Here is a 21,274-nt window from a genome sequence, read left to right as displayed (position 1 = left end):
GCGATCACCAGCCCGGCAGGATCTGGTTCGGCTTCGTCCGTTTCATCTTGGCGAAGGCGAGGGCGGCGAAATCGAACGTGCCGGTCTCCTCGCCGAGCGGCACGGAAATATTGTCGAGGCTTTCCGAAATGTGGCGCGCAAGCGCGTCGACGATCTCCGGCCGCGAGGTCTGGCCGCGCATGATGCCGATGCGGCAATCGGGCAGGGCGCCGAAACCGTCGGCCTCGCCCAGCACCCGCATGCCGGGCCGCAGCGCGCATTCTGGCAGCACCGAGATCGCCAGGCCGGAAAGCACCGCCGCGGCGATGACGGTGGCAGAGAAGCTGGTGAACAGGATGCGATAGTCGCGGCTCTGCTGATCGAGCACGTCGGCGGCGGCCCGCCGCCAGATGCAGTTCGGCCGGCCGAAGGCCATCGGCAGGATCGGCTGCTCATGCGTCGCATGGTTGGCCGAGGTAACCCACAGCAGCGGTTCGCGCCGCACCACTTCCGACTGGCCGCGCGCGTCGTTGTGCGTCACCAGCGCCAGGTCGAGATTGCCGCGCTTGATGTGTTCGACCAGTCCCGGCGTCGGTTCGCAGATAACGGTCAGTTCGACATGCGGGTTGGAACGGGCAAACCGCGCCATGATCTCTGGCAGGAAGCGATCGGCATAATCGTCCGGCGTGCCGATGCGGATGGTGCCTTCGAGCCGGCGGTCGTCGAAGGCGGCCAGTGTTTCCTTGTTGAGATAGAGCAGCCGCCTTGCGTAGGAGAGCAGTCTGTCGCCTTCCTCGGTCAGCCTGTTGGTGCGGCCGTCTTTTTCGAACAGCGGCTTGCCGATCCGTTCCTCCAGCCGCCGCATCTGCATCGACACCGCAGACTGGGTCCGATGCACCGCTTCCGCCGCGCGGGTAAAGCTGCCGGTGTCTACAATCGAGATGAAGGTCTGCAACTGATCGAGATCGAGCGGCGCTTTCATTGGCCTAATCCATCATTGATGCTGATGCTAAAGATTAGAAACATTCGTTGGATTAATCAATCGGGCCATGGCAAATTCGCATTGTCCACATGAAGGCATGTGAATCGAAGCCGGAACGGCCGCTGTCGCCAGCGCCCGATCGACCGGTTTCGCCCGTTCGAATGTGAAGGAGACCGACATGGCTACGTTTGATTTCGCTACCGAGACCTCGCGCATCACCTCGCGTCCGGCCGTTGCGACGCGCGTGGCCAATGCGGCTGCCAATATTTACCGCGCCTGGAAAAACCGCCGCGCCTTTTATCGCCTCGGCGAGATGTCGGATGCCGAGCTTGCCGACATCGGTCTGACCCGCGCCGACCTGCACGTCGCTGTCGGTGTACCCTTTGGCCGCGATCCGACAGAGAGGCTTCGCGTCATCGCGGTCGAGCGCGCCGAAACGATCGAGGATATTGCCCGCAAGGTCGTGTGATCGCGTGGGTTTCGCCGTTCGGGCGCGTTGAACCTTTTTGAGGCACGACGCCACCAAGTTACGCAGGCTCCCCACTCCCTGCCGGATCCCCCCGGCCAGCCTGCGCGCTGCCCGGTCCTCCCAGGACCGGGCTTTCTTTTTTGGGCGGCACTGATGATTGGTTGCCGGTGTCTGGTCTAGCGCCGGCCCATGCCCTGCTTGAACTGGTCGAAGATCGACTCCATGCCTTTCTGGTAGTCGTCGCGCTGCTGGGCGCCTGTCTCGAACATCTTGCCGAACAGGTCGTCAAACGGATTTCTCGGCCTGCCGCTCGGATTGGCCTGCGGCTGCGGCGCCTGGGGTTGCTGCGGCGCCTGACGCGGCTGAGACTGCGGTGCGCCACCGCCGAACATGTCCTGCAGTACCTTGCCGAGCGGATTGTCACCATAAGGGTTCTGTGTTTGCTGGGGTTGGTTCTGCGGCTGCTGCGGCTGTGGTGCACCGCCGCCGAACATATCCTGCAGTACCTTGCCGAGCGGATTGTCACCATAAGGGTTCTGCGTCTGCTGCGGCTGGCTTTGCGGCTGCTGCCCGCCGCCGAACATGTCCTGCAGCACCTTGCCCAGCGGGTTGTCGCCGTAAGGGCTCTGTGTCTGTTGCGGCTGCTGTGCGCCGCCGAACATGTCCTGCAACACCTTGCCGAGCGGGTTATCCGTGGGGGCTGCAGGCTGAGGGGCCGGCGCCTGGCCGCCGCCGCCCGCCTGCCGCATCATCTGCTCGATGAGCTCGCCAAGCGGATTACCGCCACCGCCTGCCGCATGCATCTGCCCGCCTAGCTGGTTGGTGGTCTGCTTGAATAGCCCGCCCATCATCATCGAGGCGATTGCCGGCAGCATCTGCTGCAACACCTGCTGGCTGACGCCGCTCGCCTGCGCGGCCTGGCTGGCGACGGCCCGCGACAAATCCTTCGAGCCGAACAAATGGCCGAGAATGCCGTTGCCTTCATCGAGGCCCTGCGGCGAGAAGGCCCGGCTTGCATCCTCGAAATATTTGGCGTGCTGGCCGCTGGCCATCGCCGTCATGAAGGAGCCGAGCCCATAAGGGTCCGCCGTGTTGCGCTTCAGCCCCTGCGAAAAGGCCGGCAGCAGCGCCGCGACCGCCGCCTGCGTCTGCTGCTGCGAAAGCCCGAACTGCTGGGCCAGCGCCTGCATGCCGTTGCCGTTCTGGGCCTGTGCCAGAATATCGAACAAGGAAGGCATTGTTTTCTCCTCCGGGAAAATCCTCGTTGGAGAAGCCTAGTTCGTTTCCATCACTGATTGAAGCGAATTTGCCGGACCATCGGCCAAGCGGATAGCGAAGCGTTAATACGCGTATTCCATGAACACCGGCTCGATCGAGCCGCCCCAGCGTGTGTGGTAGGCCGAGAGCATCTCTTCGGCGCTGGTGGTGCCACGCGCGACGACCTCGTCCAGCGTGTTGAGGAACGACGTCTCGTCATAGCCGTCGCGGTTCTTGCGGCCGCGGTTCTTCAGTCCCATGCGCGAGATGACGAGCACGTCGCGGGCGATCTCGCGCAATGTCGTGTTGCGGAAGGGCGCCGAAATGCCCTGTTCCGGCACCGCGTTGCGCATTGCCAGCACTTCGTCATAGCTCCAGCTCGAGGTCAGCGCCTCGGCGGCGTCGAGCGCAGCCGCATCGTAGAGCAGCCCGACCCAGAAGGCCGGCAGCGCGCAGATGCGCCGCCACGGCCCGCCATCGGCGCCGCGCATTTCGAGAAAGCGCTTCAGCCGCACGTCGGGGAACAGCGTCGACAGATGGTTCGCCCAGTCGCCCATCGTCGGCAGCCCGTCCGGCAGTTCATGGCGGGCGGCGCCCGCCATGAACTGGCGGAAGGTGACGTGCGTCATGTCGTGATACTGGCCGTCGCGGATGACGAAATACATCGGCACGTCGAGCGCCCATTCGACATAATCGGCAAAGCCGAAATCGGGCGAGAAGCAGAATTCGAGCAGACCGGAGCGCTGATTGTCGGTGTCGCGCCAGATCTCGCCGCGCCAGCTCTGCAAGCCGTTCGGCCGGCTTTCGGTGAAGGGCGAGTTGGCAAACAGCGCCGTCGACAGCGGCTGCAGCTTCAGCGACACCTGCATCTTGCGGCGCATGTCGGCTTCGCTTTCGAAGTCGAGGTTCACCTGGATGGTGCAGGTCCGGTACATCATGTCGAGACCTTTGGTGCCGACCTTGGGCATGTAGCGGGTCATGATCTCGTAGCGCGATTTCGGCATTTTCGGCGTCTCGGCCAGCGACCATTTCGGGCTGCCGCCAAGGCCGAGAAAACGAATGCCCATCGGTTCGGCGATCTCGCGCACCTGCGCCAGATGCGCATTGCCTTCGCGGCAGGTCTGGTGGATCGTCTCCAGCGGCGCGCCGGACAGTTCGAACTGGCCGCCGGGCTCCAGCGAGATCGCGCCCTGGCCGGTCGGCTCGACCAGGCCGATGATGCGGCCGGCATCCATGATCGGGTCCCAGCCGAGTTTGTCCTGCATGCCTTCGAGGATGGCGCGGATGCCGCGCTCGCCGCCATAGGGCACCGGCGCATTGCCGTCGACATAGAACGGGAATTTCTCGTGCTCGGTGCCGATGCGCCATTTGTCGCGCGGCTTGTTGCCTTCGGCCAGGTGCTCGACGAGTTCGTCGACGCTTTCGATCGGCCGGAAATCGGTTGTATCGCGCGCCATAATAGCCCTCCGCACATGACCCTGAAAATCGGCTTCGATTTTCGGAAGGGATCAGGTGCCCAATCAAATGCTACAGCGTCCTTTGCGCGCCCGAAAGGACACGCGGCCACTCCCGGCGCTAGATGGACGAAATGTCAGTAGCCGATCAAGCGAAAAATCCTGAGCCAGCGGGTAATTGGAATTGATCACCAATCGCCGATTGTCACCTGGATCAGCGCCAGTGCCGCCACCGCCGCCGTATCCGCTCGCAGGATGCGCGGCCCGAGCGGAATCGCGGTAACGAAGGGCAGCGCTCTCAGCATCTTGCGTTCCTCGTCGGAAAAGCCGCCCTCCGGCCCGATCAGCAGACCGAGCTTGTTCTCCCGCACCGCCTGCAATGCCGGCAGGGGATTGTTGGTCGATGCATCCTCGTCGCAGAAGATCAGCCGCCGCTCCCGGTCCCAGCCCGCCAGCAGGCGTTCGAATTTTTCCGCTTCGCGCAGCTCCGGCACCGCCAATATGCCGCATTGCTCGGCCGCCTCGACGACATTGGCGCGCAGGCGCTCGATGCCGGGTTTTGCCACTTGCGTATGCTGGGTGATGACCGGCTGCAGGATGCCGGCGCCCATCTCCACCGCCTTTTGCACGAGGTAGTCGAGCCGCCCTTGCTTCAGCGGCGCGAAACAGTAGACGAGATCGGGCAACGGCGGCTGCGGCCGCTGCAATGCCAGCAACTTCAGGCGCAACGCCTTCTTCGATTTTGCCGCGATCGCAGCCGACCATTCGCCGTCGCGGCCGTTGAAGACCAGAATTTCGGCGCCTTCGCCGAGCCGCAGCACGTGCGAGAGATAATGGCTCTGCTGCGGGCCGACGTCGAACTCGATGTCCGGTCCAAGCCCGTCCGGCACGAACAGCCGCTGCATCTTGTAATTGGCGCGCATCGCCGAGGAATGGGCGAGGCCGTCGCCGGCGTCAAGGCTCCGCGCTGGCGTGCCAGACAGGTCTGTAGCCACGCTTCAGCACGGAAACAGTTGTCGCCGGCGTGAGCATGCCGATTGGACCGTCGGCAAAATCGCCGAATCCCACCGGATCGCCATAGCCGCCGAAACTCCAGGGCAGCGCGGCGCCGTCAAACAGGGCGTACGCCCTGTTTCCTGACGAGATCATCGTGCCGTCCGGCAGGTCCGCAAGCGCCTCCGGTTTCAGTCGCGGCGCCCGCCCGCCCGATGCCAGGCGCTCCTTGTGCAGGCGCTTGTCGAGCTGCGGCGCGCGTGGCTCGGCAATGTCGAAGGCATCGCCGAAGCGCTGGACAAAATCCCTGGCCCGCTCGCGCCGGCAGAAGAAGCAGGGCCGGTGCCCGGCGGCAAGTGCCGTCACCTCGTCGAGGAAAAACAGCTCGGTCCAGCCGGCCTTGCCGCCCAATTGGTCGTCGCTTTGCCGGTTGCGCCCCATCGGCTGGCGCCGCACGTCGCCGTATTCGCAGACACAGATGATCCAGGCTTGCAGCGCCCAGCGCTTCTTCAACAGCGTTCTCGTCTCGGGGTCGTGAATGATGCCGCGATTGCCCATGAACTGGCCGCGCTCCGGCACGGCATGGATGGCGCCGAACGGGTCGACCCGGTTTTGCAGTGGCATAGGCGTTCCCTGTTGGCTGCAATGCTGACGCCATGATATCGCTCGCTGCATCAATTTCATGTCAGCAGGTTTCGATGCGGGTCTTGGTCGTCCAGAACTTCGACAATGAGGGCCTTGGCCAGATCGGCGCGGCGCTTGTCGAGGCGGGCGCCGATATCGACCTGCGCCGGCCGTATCGCGGCGACGCGCTGCCGCAAGATAGCGGCTGGCATGACGCCATGGTGGTGCTCGGCGGCGCCCAGAATGCGCTGGACGACGAGCTCTGCCCGTATTTCCCGGGCCTGCTCGATCTGACGCGCAACTTTGCCGACAGGGATCGCGCGGTGCTCGGCATCTGCCTTGGCAGCCAGTTGGTCGCGCGCGCCTTTGGCGGCGAGAACCAGATAGGCGGTGCCTCGGAGTTCGGCTGGCACGAGGTCGCGCTCACCGCGGCGGCGCAGGCCGATCCGGTGCTCGCCGCCTTGCCTGAAAAATTCCCGATCTTCCAATGGCACGACGACACCTTTGACTTGCCCGAGACTGCCGTGCGGTTGGCCGGCAATGCCGTCGCCGAGAACCAGGCGTTCCGCATCGGCCGCGCCATCTACGGCTTCCAGTTCCATTTCGAGGCCGACAGTCCGATGGTGCGCGACTGGAGTACCTCCTTCGCACCGCTGATCGCCGAGCGGCATCCTGAATGGGCGGGCCGGCTCGACGATGAAATGGCCCGCAGCGGACCGCAAGCCGATGCCGCCGGCCTGGCCATCGCCCGCGCCTGGGTGGCGACCATCTGACGGCTCATACAGCCAACGTATTTGGCGACGTTGCATATTTGGCACGCGGCGGCAAATCCGCCGGGGATAACGCGTTTCATCCTTGGCCTGTGTCAGTCCGCCAGCCTAAAAGGCGCCCGCTCTGCATCTTGCGTGCAACCGCGATGAACCTTTGCTGTGACCCGCGCGACACACCGCCGATACAGAACATGCCTAGAAGCGCGAAACCGTCAGACATTTGCGACGTATTTCGCGTTTCAACGCATTGGTAACCCGCTCGTGCATAGATGCAGAAAGCTCAACAAGAGATGACGTCCGTGAAAGCAGCCTTTTTGTCCTTTGCCATGTTGTCGGCCATCGTCTTGTGCGGCCTCGGCATTTATTCCGCCGACGCGGCCAACAACCACAATGCCGTCGACGGCTACGGCGTCACCGCCGCGCTTCGCTAGACCCTCTGCACATAACCTCGCGCCTTACCTACGCCCGCTCACCCGTCACCGTCAGGATCCGTTTCTCCGCGCCGTCCACGACGAGCGCGGTGAGGTTTCCCGAGTGCCAGGCGAGGGTGTCGACATTGACGCGGTTGCCGGTGATCTCGGGCTTGGCCACCGGCGTATGGCCGTGCACCACGATCTTGGGATGAAGGCCGGTGTGGTCGTGGAAGACCTCGCGGATCCAGATCAGGTCCTGCGGGCTCTGGCTTTCCAGCGCAATGCCGGGCCGGATGCCGGCATGACAGAAGAAGAAGTCGCCGAATGTCACTGAAAAGGCCAGCGAGCGCAGGAACTCGACATGGTTCTGCGGCACCGCCTCGACCAGTGCGGCGTGCCCTTGCCGCAAGGCCGCATCGGCGCGGCCAAACCAGGCGCTGCTGCCACCGAGCGACACGCCATAGGATAGCGCCGTCTGGATGCCGCCATAGCGCATGAACAGGCCGTCCGGGTCGGGGACATCGAGAAAATCGAGGAAGCCGAGATCATGATTTCCGGCCAGCATCAGGTGACGCGGATCGCGTTTTTGCGCGTCGATCAGGAAATCGATGACGCCTTTGGAGTCCGGACCCCGGTCGACATAGTCGCCGAGATGGATAACGCGCCAATCGGCAGTGGGCTTCCTCTCCAGCTCGCCCTCGATCCGGCGGTGCATGGCGGTCAGCAGGTCAAGCCGACCGTGCACATCGCCGATCGCATAGAGGCGCATACCTTCCGGTCCGCGCGCTTCGAAAAAATTGATGCCGGGCTCCGTCAATGCCTGCGTCGCCTCCGTGGTCATGCCGTCACGGGACTTTAGCGCCGGAGCTGATCCTTGCCCATGTCGGTGACCAGACGCTTTCCGCACAGTGCCAGCGTTATGTCCATCTCCTTGCGGATGATTTCCAGCGCCTTGGTAACCCCTTCCTTGCCGAGTGCGCCGAGGCCATACAGGAAAGGCCGGCCGATATAGGTGCCCTTGGCGCCGAGGCACAATGCTTTGAGCACGTCCTGGCCGGAACGGATGCCGCCGTCCATATGCACCTCGATCGTGTCACCGACGGCGTCGGCGATCTCTTCCAGCGCCATGATCGATGACGAGGCGCCGTCGAGCTGGCGGCCGCCATGGTTGGATACAATGATCGCGTCGGCGCCCGTCCTGGCCGCCATCAGCGCATCTTCCTTGTCGAGTATGCCTTTCAGGATCAGCTTGCCGCCCCAGCGCTCCTTGATCCAGGCGACGTCCTTCCACGACAGATGCGGATCGAACTGCTCCTTCGTCCAGGACGACAGCGAGGCGAGGTCGCCGACGCCCTTGGCGTGGCCGACGATGTTGCGGAAGCTCCGGCGCTTTGTCCCGGCCATGCCGACGCACCAGCGCGGCCTTGTCGCCATCTGCCAGATGTGCTTCGGCGTCATTCGCGGCGGCGCCGAAAGCCCGTTGCGGATGTCCTTGTGGCGCTGACCGAGGATCTGCAGGTCGAGCGTCAGCACAAGCGCCGAACATTTCGCCGCCTTTGCGCGGTCGATCAGATCGAAGACGAAGTCCTTGTCGCGCAGCACGTAGAGCTGGAACCAGAACGGCTTACTGGTCACCGACGCGACATCCTCGATCGAGCAGATGCTCATCGTCGACAGCGTGAACGGCACGCCGAATTCTTCCGCAGCCTGCGCCGCCAGCATCTCGCCGTCCGGATGCTGCATGCCGGTCATGCCGGTCGGCGCCAGCGCCACCGGCATCGTCACTTTCTCGCCGATCATGGTCGATTCCAGCGAGCGGTTGTCCATGTCGACAAGCACGCGCTGGCGGAACTTGATCTTCTGGAAATCCTCTTCGTTGGCGCGGTAGGTGCTTTCGGTCCAGGCGCCGGAATCGGCGTAGTCGAAGAACATCTTCGGCACACGGCGGCGCGCTAGGTCCTTGAGGTCGGCGATGGTGAGAATGCTGCTCATGGATCTTTTTCCGCTGGTTCTTCGCTGGTTCGTCGTTGGATTTTCTGGGCGGGGCCTACGGCTGTTTTCTCGCCGCCTCACCGTCACCGGGTTCGGAGCGTTGCCTGAGCCTCAGCCGCGACACGCGCTGCCAGTCGCCGCTGCGCTCGGCCTCGGCCATCGATCGTTCGACGTAGGAGATGTGGTCCATCGCCGCCTGCCGCGCCGCAGCCGGATCGCCGGCCTTGACCGCCGCATAGATTGCCCGGTGTTGCGAAAGCAATGCCTCGCGCGCGCCCGGCACGTTGAACACCAGCCGCCGGTTCTGGAACACGCCTTCCGACAGCAGCCGATAACAGGAGCGCAGCGTGTGCAGCAGGATAATATTGTGCGCGCATTCGCAGATCGCGTGATGGAACTCGATGTCGATTTCCGCCTCGTCGTCGAAATTGGCGGTCCGGTGCGCCTCGTCCATGCGCGCCATGATGCGGTCGAGCAGCGCCAGATCGTCAGATGTGGCACGCCGCGCCGCATATTCGGCAGCCACCGCCTCGATCTCGCGGCGGTACTCCAGATAGTCCGTCACCGCCTTGCGATGCATCGAGATCAGGTCGGCCACCGGCTTGGTGAACAGCTGGCCGATGACATCGGCGACATGGGTGCCGCCGCCTGGCCGTGTCGTCAACAGCCCGCGCCCTTCCAAGGCTTTCAAGGCATCGCGCAGGATCGGCCGCGACACCTCGAACTGGCGCGCCAGTTCGCGCTCGCCCGGCAGCCGGTCGCCGGTGCGCACGACGCCTTCGAGGATCAGGCTCTCGATCTGCTGCACCACCTCGTCGGCGGTGCGCGAATGCTCGATCCGGGAGAAAATGTCGCTCAAACGGGATGCCTGGGGGTTGAACCGATATCGCGCAAGATAAAGCCGGCGTCGCCAACTGGTCAAATTATTTATCCAATTCGCCGGGGGCCGGGTCCGTTTCACAGCCGCGGCGCCATATCATCTTCAGCTAAATTGGGCGTTTGCGTCCCCTGGCGATTGCCTCTAGAGGGACATCATTGCCAAAGGGCTCACAGAAGCCCGGGGGACCAGCCGTGCCAGACGCCGACCCTTCCAACCTCGAATTCCAGCTGCGCGCCAAAGCCGTGGGCGGCACCGTCATGGGCTTTCCGGCGCATGAAGGTCGGCCGGGCGCGCTCGGCGAGGTCCACGCCCGGCCGCAGCCGCTGGTCGAAAAGCCGCGCGTGCTGGTGCAGCTTTCCTTCATGACCGAAGCTGGATCCGGGATCGATCAGGCCGTGCTTTCCGAATTGTCGCGACGCCTCGGCATCGCCGCGCCCGATCCTCACGCCCGCCACCACGCTATGAAATGGGGCAAGGGCTCGCTGCGCTGGGAACGCCACACGGAATTCTCGACCTATCTCTGGGAAGGCCCGCTCGCCGAAAACGGCAGGGGGCAAGAGGACACACCCTTCGGCAACGGGTTTTCGCCGCCGGGCACGGTGATTTCCGGCATCAGGCTGGAGATCCGCAAATGGACGCCGGCGAACGAAAAACTGATCGCCGGCTTCGACCCGACCAGCCTGTGCTATTCGCTGGTCGAGCGCGGCAACGCGGCCATCGTCACCGATTTCCGTCAGGATGGCGACGGCTTGACCCGCATGCTGGTGCTCGACCGCGGCCTGACCCCGGCGCGCACCGGGGCACTGTCGCAGCGGCTGATCGACATCGAGACCTACCGCACGCTGGCCATGCTTGGGCTGCCGCTGGCCCTGACGCTGTCCGGTCGGGCCCGCCGCATCGAAGACAGGCTGGCCCAGACCACGTTGGAAATGAAGGTCGCCGAGACCCGCGACAGCCAGACGCTGCTTGCCGACTTGACCGAACTGGCCGCCGAGCTGGAGGCCGATGCCGCCTCCAGCCTCTACCGCTTCGGCGCCAGCCGCGCCTATGACGGCATCGTGCGCGAACGGCTGGAGGCGCTCGACGAAGAGGCGGTGCCCGGCTACGACACCTGGGGCGGTTTTCTGCAGCGCCGCGTGGCGCCGGCGATGCGTACCTGCCGTTCGGTCGAGGAGCGCCAGGCCAACCTGTCGACGAAGCTCACCCGTGCCACCACACTGCTGCGCACCTGGGTCGACGTCGAGGTCGAGAAGCAGAACCGCGATCTTTTGGCATCGATGAACAATCGCGCCCGCCTGCAATTGCGGCTGCAGCAGACGGTGGAGGGGCTCTCGGTCGCCGCGGTTTCCTACTATGTCGTCGGCCTCATCGGCTACGTCGCCAAGGGCGCCTCGATCTTCGGCCATGCCTTCGCGCCGGAAATGGTCACCGCCGCCTCGGTGCCGCTCGCCGTCGTGCTCGTCTGGTGGGGCGTGCGCCGCGTCCGCCGCATGCACTCCGAACCAGGCAAGCAGCCGGGCGAGTAATGTGGGGCGCAGCGGCAGATTGCCGCTGCGGAAGGCGGTCTCGGCCATAGGCCTCTGATCCCGTCCAACGCGGCATTTGCAAGCGACCACTGTCGCTGGTAAAAGATTTTTACCAGTCGATCGAAGGAGGCTGTCGATGTCCGGCCTTGCCATGCCGAAACCAGACGACGCCACGATGCGCCGGCGCGACGAGATCGTCGCCGATGTGCGCATCATGGTGCCGGGCGAGGGCGTCGTCGACGCCGGCAATGCCATGCGCGCCTTCGAGAGCGACGGGCTCACCGCCTACCGGCAATTGCCGCTCGTCGTTGTACTGCCGCAAACCGTGGCCCAGGTGTCGCGCGTGCTGAAATATTGCAGCGACCGCAACATCCGCGTCGTGCCGCGCGGCTCCGGCACCTCGCTGTCCGGCGGCGCGCTGCCGCTCCAGGACGCGGTGCTGCTGGTGATGAGCCGCTTCAACCGGATCCTCGAGATCGATTTTCAGAACCGCGTCGTCGTCGCCCAGCCCGGCGTCACCAATCTCGGCATCACCACTGCCGTCGAGCAGGAGGGCTTTTACTACGCCCCCGATCCATCCTCCCAGATCGCCTGCTCGATCGGCGGCAATGTCGCGGAAAATTCCGGCGGCGTGCACTGCCTGAAATACGGCCTAACCGCCAACAATGTGCTCGGCATCGAGATGGTGCTGATGAATGGCGAGGTGGTGCGCCTCGGCGGCAGCCATCTCGACGCGGAAGGCTACGACCTGCTCGGCGTGATGACCGGCTCCGAAGGACTGCTCGGCGTCGTCACCGAGGTCACCGTACGCATCCTGAAGAAGCCGGAGACGGCGCGTGCCCTGCTGATCGGTTTCCCGACCAGCGAGCAGGCCGGCCAATGCGTCGCCGACATCATCGGCGCCGGCATCATCCCGGGCGGCATGGAGATGATGGACCGTCCGGCCATCCACGCCGCAGAGGATTTCGTCCAGGCCGGCTATCCCCTGGATGTCGAGGCGCTGCTGATCGTCGAGCTGGACGGGCCGGGTGTCGAGGTCGATCACCTGATCGGCCTGGTCGAAGCCATCGCCTATAGGAACGGCTCGACCACATGCCGCATTTCGCAATCGGAGCAGGAGCGGCTGAGTTTCTGGGCCGGCCGCAAGGCGGCTTTCCCGGCGGTCGGCCGCATCTCGCCCGACTATTACTGCATGGACGGCACCATACCGCGCAAGGAACTGCCGCGCGTGCTCGCCGGCATGCGCGAACTGTCGGAGAAATACGGGCTCGGCGTCGCCAATGTCTTCCACGCAGGCGACGGCAATCTGCACCCGCTCATCCTCTACGACGCCAACGTGCCGGGCGAACTCGACAAGGCGGAAAGCTTCGGCGCCGACATATTGCGGCTCTGCGTCAAGGTCGGCGGCGTGCTGACCGGCGAGCACGGGGTCGGCGTCGAGAAGCGCGACCTGATGCCGGAAATGTTCAACCAGATCGACCTCGACCAGCAGATGCGCGTCAAATGCGCGTTCGACCCCAACCATCTGCTCAACCCGGGCAAGGTGTTTCCGCAGCTGAGGCGATGCGCCGAACTCGGGCGAATGCACGTGCATCGCGGGCAAGTGGCGTTTCCGGACATTCCGAGGTTTTGAGGGTATGTTGGCGCTTGGACACCCCCCTCTGTCCTGCCGGACATCTCCCCCGCAAGGGGGGAGATTGGCTGCTTCAACGTCCTGCTCGCCTTCAAGCGTTGATGGTTGGCGAAAGCCTAAGCGACATCCGATCTCCCCCCTTGCGGGGGAGATGTCCGGCAGGACAGAGGGGGGTGGGAAGGATCGCGGCCTCTCGTCATTTACGACTGGTGGTTCTGCCGCATGACCACCTTCACCCCGACCACATCAGCGGAAACCGTCTCCACCGTCGCTTGGGCAGCGGCGGAAGACTCGCCGCTCGAAATCCTCGGCCACGGCTCCAAGCGCGGCATCGGCCGGCCGCAGCAGAGCGAGCATACGCTCGACCTTTCCAAACTCTCCGGCGTCATGCTCTACGAGCCGGCCGAGCTGGTGCTGTCGGCGAAGGCCGGCACGCCGCTGGCCGAGATCGAAAGTCTGCTTGCCGAAAACGGCCAGCAACTGGCCTTCGAACCGATGGATTACGGCCCGCTGCTCGGCGGCGAGCCAGGACGAGGCAGCATCGGCGGCGTGCTTGCCGCGAACCTTTCCGGGCCGCGCCGGCTGAAGGCCGGTGCTGCGCGCGACCACATTCTCGGCATATCTGCCGTTTCCGGGCGCGGCGAGGCCTTCAAGTCCGGCGGCCGCGTGGTCAAGAACGTCACCGGCTATGATCTGTCCAAGCTGATGGCCAACAGCTGGGGCACGCTGGCGGTGTTCACCGACGTCACCTTCAAGGTGCTGCCTGCCGCCGAGACCGAAGTCACGCTCGCCATCCGCGGCCTGCTCGACGATCACGCCGCCGCCGCCATGGCGCTGGCGCTCGGTTCCAGCGCCGAAGTGTCGAGCGCTGCCCATCTTCCCGAACGGGTCGCAGCTAGGGTCGCTGACGGCAGTCTCGGCAGCGATGCGGCGACGCTGCTGCGCATCGAGGGCTTCGGCCCGTCGGTCGCTTACCGCATTGCCGCGCTGAAAAACCTGCTGAAAGACGCTGGGCCGCTGCAAGAGATTTCCGGTTCGGTCTCGTATTCGGTCTGGCGCGACATCCGCGACTGCGCGCCCTTCGCCGATGGCGGCGAAAGGCCTGTGTGGCGCGTCTCGATGGCGCCGTCACAGGGCCACCAGATGGTGCTGGCGCTGCGCATGCAGGCCGCGGTCGATGCCTTCTACGATTGGCAGGGCGGGCTGATCTGGCTGCGCATGCAGCAGGACGATCCCGAGGCCGGCCTGTTGCGCGGCCTCATCAGAAGACATGGTGGCGGCCATGCGACGCTGGTGCGCGCAACCCCCTCGCACCGCGCTGCCGTTCCCGTGTTCGAGCCGCAAGCGCCGCAACTGGCAGCACTGTCGGCCCGGCTGAAGGCCGAATTCGACCCGAAGAATATCCTCAGTCCCGGCCGTATGGCGCCGGGCGCAGGCTCTGCTACTCTCGCCGCGGCAACCGAGGGAGGAGCCCAATGAGCGATCCAGGCCAAAACGGTACGTCACGCCAGACCGACCGCTGGCTAGAGCCCGGCCCGACCAACGCGCTGGTCATCTACATCCTCTATCTCGCCGGCCTAGCCATCGGCGTCAGCGGCATTGTCGGCATCGTCCTGGCCTATATCAACCGCGGCAAGGCCGGCGGCTTCGTCGAGAGCCATTACACATTCCTGATCCGCACCTTCTGGATCGGCCTGCTCTATGCACTGATCTCGGCGCTGCTGATGATCGTGGTCATCGGTGTCGTGCTGATTTTCGCCGTCGCCGTCTGGTTCATCGCCCGCTGCATTCTCGGCCTGCAGGCGCTGCAGCGCGGCGAAGCGGTCAAGAACCCCGAAAGCTGGTTTCTAGGATTATGAGCGTGATCCCCAAAAGTGGGTACCGGTTTTGGGAAAAGATCATGCTCAAACGGTAAGGATTTGTTTACGTGCAGACCAATTTCTCAGCTGCCCAGCTCGCCGATCCGCATGTCGCGGAATCGGAGAAGATCCTGCGCAAATGCGTACATTGCGGCTTCTGCACCGCCACCTGCCCGACCTATGTGACGCTCGGCAACGAGCTGGATTCGCCGCGCGGCCGGATTTACCTGATCAAGGACATGCTGGAAAATGGCCGGCCGGCCGACAAGGAGATCGTCACCCATATCGACCGCTGCCTGTCCTGCCTCGCCTGCATGACCACCTGTCCGTCGGGCGTCAACTACATGCATCTGGTCGACCACGCCCGCGCCCACATCGAGGAGACCTACAAGCGTCCCCTGGCCGATCGTCTGACCCGCGCCATGCTGGCCTTCGTGCTGCCCTATCCCTCGCGTTTCCGCGCGGCGCTCAAGCTGGCGAAGCTCGGCCAGCCATTCGCCGGCCTGTTTGAGAAAATCCAGGCCTTGAGGCCTCTGGGCGCTATGCTCAAGCTCGCACCCGCGTCGGTCCCGGCAGTCTCGCCGATGGCCTCGCCGGGCGTCCATGCGGGGCAGGGCCCGAAGAAAAATGGCCGCGTCGCCATCCTCACCGGCTGCGCGCAATCCGTGCTCGATCCCGGCATCAACGACACGACGATCTCGCTGCTGACCAGGCTTGGTGTCGAGGTCGTCGTACCCGAAGGCGAAGGCTGCTGCGGCGCGCTGGTGCATCACATGGGCCGCGAGGCGGCTGCCCTGGCGTCGGCCAGGCAGAATGTCGACGCCTGGACGCGCGCCATCGAGCAAGGCGGGCTCGATGCCATCGTCATCACCGCGTCAGGCTGTGGCACCACGATCAAGGATTATGGCTTCATGATGCGCCTCGATCCGGCCTATGCCGGCAAGGCGGCGCGCGTCTCGGCGCTGGCCAAGGACATCACCGAATACCTCGTGAGCCTCGACCTGCCCGAGCCGGTGCGCAAGCCGGGCACCGTCGTCGCCTATCACTCCGCCTGCTCGATGCAGCACGGCCAGAAGATCACCCGCCAGCCGAAGGAGCTTCTGGCCAAAGCCGGGTTCGTCGTGCGCGAGCCGCGCGAAGGGCATCTCTGCTGCGGTTCGGCCGGCACCTACAACATCCTGCAGCCCGGGATTTCGGCGACGCTGCGCGACCGCAAGGTCAGGAATATCGAGGCGACCGGCGCTGAAATCGTCGCCACCGGCAATATCGGCTGCATCACCCAGATCGCCTCTGCCGCGAAGCTGCCGGTGGTCCATACGATAAAGCTGCTCGACTGGGCCTATGGCGGGCCGAAGCCCGAAGGCGTTCGCGAAGAGAGGGCGGCTATCGCGGCCCAGTGATCCGCCAGTCGTCTACTCGGCCGCCAGTCTGTCCGCCGTGCCGTAGGTTGCCTGGTAGCGCGCGCGCTGGCGGCTGAGCGCCACCATGGTGTTGCGCAGCAGGATCGCCACGGTGATCGGGCCGACGCCGCCCGGCACCGGCGTGATCCACGACGCGACATGCCTGACGCTCTCGGCATCGACGTCGCCGACGATGCGGCTCTCGCCGTCCGGCCCGATTTCCGAATTGATGCCGATATCGATGACGGCGGCGCCCGGCTTGACCATGTCGGCCTTGATCAGCCGCGGTTTGCCGACCGCGACGAACAGTGCGTCGGCGCGGCGTGCGTGTGCCGCCACCGAACGCGTCATGTGGTGACAGACGGTCACCGTCGCGCCTTCGCTCATCAAGAGGAACGCGATCGGCTTGCCGACGATCTCGGAATGGCCGACGACCACCACCTCGAGCCCCTTGAGGTCGAGGCCGGTTTCCCTGAGCAGTTCGACCGAAGCGGCGGCGGTGCAGGGCGCCAGGTCGAGCTGGTTGTAGACGATGTTGCCGATCGAGGCCGGATGCATGCCCTCGACATCCTTGAGCGGATGCACCGCCGCCTGCAGCGTCTTGATCGGAATGTGCACCGGCACCGGCCGCTGGATGATGATGCCGGTGACGCGCGGGTCGGCGTTAAGCCCGTGGATTGCCGCTTCCAGCTCGCCGGCGGTGATGTCGGCGCGAAAGCGCCTTTCCTCGAAGCCGATGCCGGCCAACCCGGCCTTGGCGCGCTGGTTGCGGACATAGACGTCGACGGCGGCGGTATCGCCGACGGTGACCGACACCAGCTTGGGCGGAAAGCCTTCGGCGGTGGCGATCGCCGCGTCCTCGCGCACGCCGGCGATGATGCGTTGGGCTACCGGGCCGCCTCTGAGATAGCGGCTGTCATCGGAAAGGGACATCGGGATGGGGCCTTTATCTGGATTTTAGCCGCCACATAGCAAAGCAACCGCGAAAAGGCAGCGCGAAAAGCGAACCGCCATGCCGGTCGCGCGACGTGCCGGCAAAATCTTCCCGTCAATTCCTGCTGGCGGAAACAAAAAGGGCAGCACGGCTTGCCGCGCTGCCCTTTCGTGACTGGCCGCATCCCCACACGGCCCGTCCCCCGTTATTCAATACTCCCGAGGCTTCTGAGCAGAATCATCGGTGAGGTCAACCGCAGATTACATCACTACAACCGTCGTGCCAACATTGACCCGCTCGTAAAGGTCGACCACGTCCTCGTTGCGCATGCGGATGCAGCCCGACGACACCGCGCCGCCGATCGTCCAGGGCTGATTGGTGCCGTGGATACGGTACTCGGTCGAGCCGAGATAGAGCGCGCGTGCGCCGAGCGGGTTTTCCATGCCGCCGGCGAGATAGGTCGGCAGATAACGGCCCTTGGCGGCCTCGCGGGCGATCATCACCGCCGGCGGCCGCCAGTCCGGCCAGACGCGCTTGTTGGTGATCTTGTGGGTGCCGGACCATTCGAAGCCCGGCTTGCCGGTGCCGACGCCATAACGCCGCGCCTTGCCGTTCTTCTCGACCAGATAGAGGAAATTCTCTCGCGTATCGATGACGATCGTGCCCGGCTTCTGCGGGCCGTCATAGGCGACTTCCTGCGGCAGATAGATCGGGTCGATCTGCGGCCGCATGATCATGCGCTTGGCCGGTGCCTGCACCGCTGCGGTGCGCAGCTGATCGGGTTCGGCCTGGCGCCGATAGCGCCGTTGCGGCTGCGCCTCTTGCCGGCTCTGCCGCACGATGCCCGGCGCATGGCCGAGCTGCAGCACCCAGGGCGCCGAAAGGTCGGGACTGACCACCACCGGCGGCCTCTCGGCATAGCGGTCGTTGGCATTGGCGGCACCGGCGGCAAGCACGGCGGCGGCGCCGAACAGTGGGAACAAGAATGTCTTCATCGCAACGCACCTTGATCGTCGAACATGCCGGGGTGCAAAGCCTCCCCGATTTCGCCGACAATGAGCGCGAAGCGGCCACCGAAACATGAATCGGAATGCGTAAAATGCCGATCTGTCAGTAAAGCTTTTGGTGTGGTTACCGCCCGGTTCAGGAATCTGGTAAAGCCACGGTAAAGGCCGCGTCAAAACGCGTTAACGCCAGGACAAGAACGGAATTCCGCCATGGACGAAAAGACAGGTCTGCTTGCCGGTCCCGACGGCATCGCCCGCTGCTTCTGGCACGGCAACCTGCCGGATTATCTGCACTACCACGACCACGAATGGGGCCGGCCGGTCGCCGACGACCGCCGCCTGTTCGAGAAGATCTGCCTCGAAGGTTTTCAGTCGGGCCTGTCCTGGCTGACCATATTGCGCAAGCGCGACAATTTCCGCGAGGCGTTTGCCGGCTTCGATGTCGACAAGATCGCCGCCTTCACCGACGCCGATGTCGAGCGCCTACTCGGCAATGCCGGCATCATCCGTCACCGCGGCAAGATCGTTTCGACCATCAACAACGCCAAGCGCGCCCGCGACCTTATCGACGAGGCCGGCTCGCTGGCGGCATGGTTCTGGAAGTTCGAGCCCGGCCCGCACGAGCGGCCCGAGATCGTCGACCTCGCCCATCTGCGCGCCAACCCGACGACGGCGGTCTCGGTCCGTATTTCGAAGGATCTGAAGAAGCGCGGCTGGAGCTTTGTCGGTCCGACCACCGTCTACGCCTTCATGCAGGCGATGGGGCTGGTCAACGACCATCTCGAGGGCTGCGTCTGCCGCGAGCCGGTCGAGGCGGAGCGGAAAGCCTTCAAGCGGCCGAAGTGAGCGCCCCTTGCCTTCTCCCACAGTGGGAGAAGGAAGATGCTGTCAGACGCCGCGGATGCCGGCCAGGAAAAGCCCGGCGAGGATGGCCGCCAGCGCGGCGAACACGGGATAGATCACCAGCAGGCCGGTCATCAGAACATCGCGCATGGTCGGCCCGTTGCGCTGTTGCGCCGCGATCTCGAACGGTCCTGCGATTTGCTTCGTCGCCTTCGGCGCATGATTGTCGGCCGGCCGCAGCCGGACCGAGACGTCGTGTGCGCCGCTATCGATGATGTCGAACTTCTGTAGCGTGGCCATGGGCCCGAACCCCTTGTTTCGGCGCGCTTATCGGCCGGGATTGTGTCGGCACGATGCCGCGCGCGTGGCGCAATTGTTTCAGCTCTGACTTTCTTCTCCGCGGCGAGCTGAGAGCGAAGAAGTGCAAACCCTTGCCTTCTCCCGATGGCATCGGTAGGACACGCCGACCCGAAATTAGTCACCGATTACTTAGCAAAGTACCCATCCCATGGCCGACAAATCCGAAAAGATGAAAGCGCGGCTGCCGCGCGGCTTTGTCGACCGCGGCGCCGACGACCTGCGCGCTGTCGAGAAGATGATGGCGACGATCCGCTCGGTCTTCGAGCTCTACGGTTTCGAGCCGGTCGACCAGCCGCTCATCGAATACACCGATGCGCTTGGAAAGTTCCTGCCCGACCAGGACCGGCCGAACGAGGGCGTGTTCTCGTTCCAGGACGACGACGACCAGTGGCTGTCGCTGCGCTACGACCTGACTGCGCCGATGGCGCGCTTCGTCGCCGAGAATTTCGAGCGCCTGCCGAAACCCTATCGCAGTTACCGCTCCGGCTGGGTGTTCCGCAACGAAAAGCCCGGCCCCGGTCGCTTTCGCCAGTTCATGCAGTTCGACGCCGATACCGTGGGCACCCCGGGCGTTGCGGCCGATGCCGAGATGGCGATGATGATGGCGGACGTGATGGAGGCGCTGGGCATCAAGCGCGGCGACTACGTCATCCGTGTCAACAACCGAAAAGTGCTCGACGGCGTGCTGGAGGCGATCGGCCTCGGCGGTGACGAAAATGCCGGGCGCCGGCTGACGGTGCTGCGGGCCATCGACAAGCTGGACAAGCTTGGAGTCGAGGGCGTGCGCCTGCTTTTGGGCGCCGGGCGCAAGGACGAGAGCGGTGATTTCACCAAAGGCGCCGGGCTGGACAATACGCAAATCGACGTTGTCATCAGCTATTTCACAGTCATGGCGCAGCATGATCCCGAAAAAATTGTCCAGACACTGGCATCCATCAACCCCGGTCTCAGCAATCTTATCGAGGAAAGGAAACTCGAACATCTGGGCATCACGAACGCCTCGTTTGTTGAGGGTCTTGCAGAGTTGGAGCAGATAAGAACCATGGTCGCACAAAGCGGCTACGGTGAGGATCGCATCCGCATCGACCCGTCTGTCGTGCGTGGCCTCGAATATTACACCGGCCCGGTCTACGAGGCCGAGCTGCTGGCCGAGATCCCCAATGAGGACGGCCAGATCGTGCGCTTCGGTTCGGTTGGCGGCGGCGGCCGTTATGACGGTCTCGTCTCGCGCTTCCGTGGCGAGCCGGTGCCGGCGACGGGTTTTTCCATCGGCGTCTCACGGCTGATGACGGCGCTGAAGAACCTGGGCAAGCTCGATAGTTCCGATGTCATCGCGCCGGTCGTCGTGCTCACCATGGACAAGGATACGGAAAGCCTCGGCCGCTACCAGAAGATGGTGGCCGAGCTGCGCGCCGCCGGTATCCGCTCGGAAATGTATCTCGGCGGCGCAGGCATGAAGGCGCAGCTGAAATACGCCGACCGTCGCGGCAGCCCGGTCGCCGTCATCCAGGGCGGCGACGAGCGCGCCAAGGGCGAGGTGCAGATCAAGGACCTGATCGAGGGCGCACGGATGTCGGCCGAGATCGCCGATAACGCCGAATGGCGCGCCGCACGGCCGGCGCAGGTGACGGTGGCGGAGAGTGAGCTGGTTGCCGAAGTGAAGAAGATACTTGCGGCGCAGGCGGCTGACCGCGCGAAGGGTGGCGCGTGAACACCCCCCTCTGGCCTGCCGGCCATCTCCCCCGCAAGGGGGTGTTTGGACCGGGGACATCGCGAACAGGTGTGCGAGGACATCGCGAACAGTTTGCCATCCTATCGTTGGCTTGCATTGAGGTCGATGGTCTGGATTTTCTGGTGGCGGAAGTAGGCATCGAAGACGCCATCGGTTTCGGTTGGGCG

22 protein-coding genes are annotated in these 21,274 nt (G+C 64.5%); 10 read left to right on the top strand and 12 right to left on the bottom strand.

Annotated elements, in window-relative coordinates:
- Positions 1-4 precede the first annotated feature (4 nt).
- Positions 5-961, bottom strand: a complete 957-nt coding sequence (locus NKH78_RS16130) for a LysR substrate-binding domain-containing protein (protein ID WP_023680469.1) — start codon at positions 959-961, stop codon at positions 5-7.
- 178 nt (positions 962-1,139) lie between these two features.
- Here NKH78_RS16130 and NKH78_RS16125 point away from each other — a divergent pair, with 178 nt between their 5' ends.
- Complete coding sequence (locus NKH78_RS16125) at positions 1,140-1,430, top strand: DUF1127 domain-containing protein (RefSeq protein ID WP_352821928.1); 291 nt, start codon at positions 1,140-1,142, stop codon at positions 1,428-1,430.
- 176 nt (positions 1,431-1,606) lie between these two features.
- Here NKH78_RS16125 and NKH78_RS16120 read toward each other — a convergent pair whose 3' ends face one another.
- The 4 genes from NKH78_RS16120 to NKH78_RS16105 form a co-directional block, all read right to left on the bottom strand.
- A complete protein-coding gene (locus tag NKH78_RS16120) occupies positions 1,607-2,668 on the bottom strand; it encodes a DUF937 domain-containing protein (protein WP_352883271.1) in 1,062 nt (353 codons plus the stop codon).
- A 102-nt stretch (positions 2,669-2,770) separates the two neighbouring features.
- Positions 2,771-4,144, bottom strand: a complete 1,374-nt coding sequence (locus NKH78_RS16115; RefSeq protein WP_352883269.1) for a glutamate--cysteine ligase — start codon at positions 4,142-4,144, stop codon at positions 2,771-2,773.
- A 185-nt stretch (positions 4,145-4,329) separates the two neighbouring features.
- The gene (locus NKH78_RS16110; protein WP_352883404.1) at positions 4,330-5,064 is read right to left on the bottom strand and encodes a 16S rRNA (uracil(1498)-N(3))-methyltransferase; all 735 of its coding nucleotides are present in this window, start codon (positions 5,062-5,064) and stop codon (positions 4,330-4,332) included.
- Positions 5,065-5,095: 31 nt separating this feature from the next.
- A complete protein-coding gene (locus NKH78_RS16105; RefSeq protein WP_352883267.1) occupies positions 5,096-5,758 on the bottom strand; it encodes a hypothetical protein in 663 nt (220 codons plus the stop codon).
- Between the two features lie 74 nt (positions 5,759-5,832).
- Between NKH78_RS16105 and NKH78_RS16100 the strand changes: the two genes are divergently transcribed.
- A complete protein-coding gene (locus NKH78_RS16100) occupies positions 5,833-6,531 on the top strand; it encodes a type 1 glutamine amidotransferase (RefSeq protein ID WP_352883265.1) in 699 nt (232 codons plus the stop codon).
- 296 nt (positions 6,532-6,827) lie between these two features.
- Complete coding sequence (locus tag NKH78_RS16095; protein WP_280952144.1) at positions 6,828-6,959, top strand: hypothetical protein; 132 nt, start codon at positions 6,828-6,830, stop codon at positions 6,957-6,959.
- Between the two features lie 28 nt (positions 6,960-6,987).
- Here NKH78_RS16095 and NKH78_RS16090 read toward each other — a convergent pair whose 3' ends face one another.
- Genes NKH78_RS16090 through NKH78_RS16080 form a run of 3 tightly spaced genes read right to left on the bottom strand, consistent with a single transcriptional unit; the run spans position 6,988 to position 9,792 of the window.
- Positions 6,988-7,758 (bottom strand): metallophosphoesterase family protein, encoded by a 771-nt coding sequence (locus NKH78_RS16090; protein ID WP_352476071.1) that lies wholly within the window; start codon positions 7,756-7,758, stop codon positions 6,988-6,990.
- 38 nt (positions 7,759-7,796) lie between these two features.
- Positions 7,797-8,933: an alpha-hydroxy acid oxidase gene (locus NKH78_RS16085; RefSeq protein WP_352883263.1), complete on the bottom strand. Its 1,137-nt coding sequence runs from the start codon at positions 8,931-8,933 to the stop codon at positions 7,797-7,799.
- A 55-nt stretch (positions 8,934-8,988) separates the two neighbouring features.
- Positions 8,989-9,792 (bottom strand): FadR/GntR family transcriptional regulator, encoded by an 804-nt coding sequence (locus NKH78_RS16080; RefSeq protein WP_352883261.1) that lies wholly within the window; start codon positions 9,790-9,792, stop codon positions 8,989-8,991.
- A 212-nt stretch (positions 9,793-10,004) separates the two neighbouring features.
- On the opposite strand from NKH78_RS16080, the gene NKH78_RS16075 reads away from it, so the two are divergent.
- The 5 genes from NKH78_RS16075 (at position 10,005) to glcF (ending at position 16,231) form a co-directional block, all read left to right on the top strand.
- Positions 10,005-11,339 carry a DUF3422 family protein gene (locus tag NKH78_RS16075; protein ID WP_352472690.1) on the top strand — a complete coding sequence of 445 codons (1,335 nt, stop codon included), beginning with the start codon at positions 10,005-10,007 and terminating at the stop codon, positions 11,337-11,339.
- A gap of 136 nt (positions 11,340-11,475) precedes the next feature.
- A complete protein-coding gene (locus NKH78_RS16070; protein WP_352883259.1) occupies positions 11,476-12,972 on the top strand; it encodes an FAD-linked oxidase C-terminal domain-containing protein in 1,497 nt (498 codons plus the stop codon).
- Between the two features lie 222 nt (positions 12,973-13,194).
- A complete protein-coding gene (locus tag NKH78_RS16065; RefSeq protein ID WP_352883257.1) occupies positions 13,195-14,451 on the top strand; it encodes an FAD-binding protein in 1,257 nt (418 codons plus the stop codon).
- On the top strand, positions 14,448-14,831 hold the full coding sequence (locus NKH78_RS16060; protein WP_254819316.1) for a DUF4870 family protein: 384 nt from the start codon (positions 14,448-14,450) through the stop codon (positions 14,829-14,831). The genes NKH78_RS16065 and NKH78_RS16060 overlap by 4 nt, the downstream gene beginning before the upstream one ends.
- A gap of 68 nt (positions 14,832-14,899) precedes the next feature.
- On the top strand, positions 14,900-16,231 hold the full coding sequence (gene glcF, locus NKH78_RS16055) for a glycolate oxidase subunit GlcF (RefSeq protein WP_352702102.1): 1,332 nt from the start codon (positions 14,900-14,902) through the stop codon (positions 16,229-16,231).
- Positions 16,232-16,243: 12 nt separating this feature from the next.
- Here the strand turns inward: glcF and NKH78_RS16050 are convergent, their stop codons facing one another.
- Entirely contained in the window at positions 16,244-17,164 is a 921-nt protein-coding gene (locus NKH78_RS16050) for a bifunctional 5,10-methylenetetrahydrofolate dehydrogenase/5,10-methenyltetrahydrofolate cyclohydrolase (RefSeq protein ID WP_352618472.1), read from the bottom strand.
- A gap of 261 nt (positions 17,165-17,425) precedes the next feature.
- Positions 17,426-18,160: a L,D-transpeptidase gene (locus tag NKH78_RS16045; protein WP_254819319.1), complete on the bottom strand. Its 735-nt coding sequence runs from the start codon at positions 18,158-18,160 to the stop codon at positions 17,426-17,428.
- 222 nt (positions 18,161-18,382) lie between these two features.
- On the opposite strand from NKH78_RS16045, the gene NKH78_RS16040 reads away from it, so the two are divergent.
- Positions 18,383-19,018 carry a DNA-3-methyladenine glycosylase I gene (locus NKH78_RS16040; protein WP_352740847.1) on the top strand — a complete coding sequence of 212 codons (636 nt, stop codon included), beginning with the start codon at positions 18,383-18,385 and terminating at the stop codon, positions 19,016-19,018.
- 42 nt (positions 19,019-19,060) lie between these two features.
- On the opposite strand, the gene NKH78_RS16035 is transcribed toward NKH78_RS16040, so the two are convergent.
- A complete protein-coding gene (locus tag NKH78_RS16035) occupies positions 19,061-19,315 on the bottom strand; it encodes a hypothetical protein (protein ID WP_352740845.1) in 255 nt (84 codons plus the stop codon).
- A gap of 208 nt (positions 19,316-19,523) precedes the next feature.
- On the opposite strand from NKH78_RS16035, the gene hisS reads away from it, so the two are divergent.
- Positions 19,524-21,086 carry a histidine--tRNA ligase gene (hisS, locus tag NKH78_RS16030; RefSeq protein WP_352778347.1) on the top strand — a complete coding sequence of 521 codons (1,563 nt, stop codon included), beginning with the start codon at positions 19,524-19,526 and terminating at the stop codon, positions 21,084-21,086.
- A gap of 101 nt (positions 21,087-21,187) precedes the next feature.
- Here hisS and NKH78_RS32615 read toward each other — a convergent pair.
- On the bottom strand, positions 21,188-21,274 hold an 87-nt coding region (locus NKH78_RS32615; protein WP_502899817.1), incomplete at its 5' end, for a hypothetical protein.

Origin of the sequence: Mesorhizobium sp. M0910 (assembly GCF_040319465.1) — a bacterium.
GTDB lineage: Bacteria > Pseudomonadota > Alphaproteobacteria > Rhizobiales > Rhizobiaceae > Mesorhizobium.
Note: the sequence above shows the minus strand (reverse complement) of the source record. Positions and strands in the feature narration are given on the sequence as shown.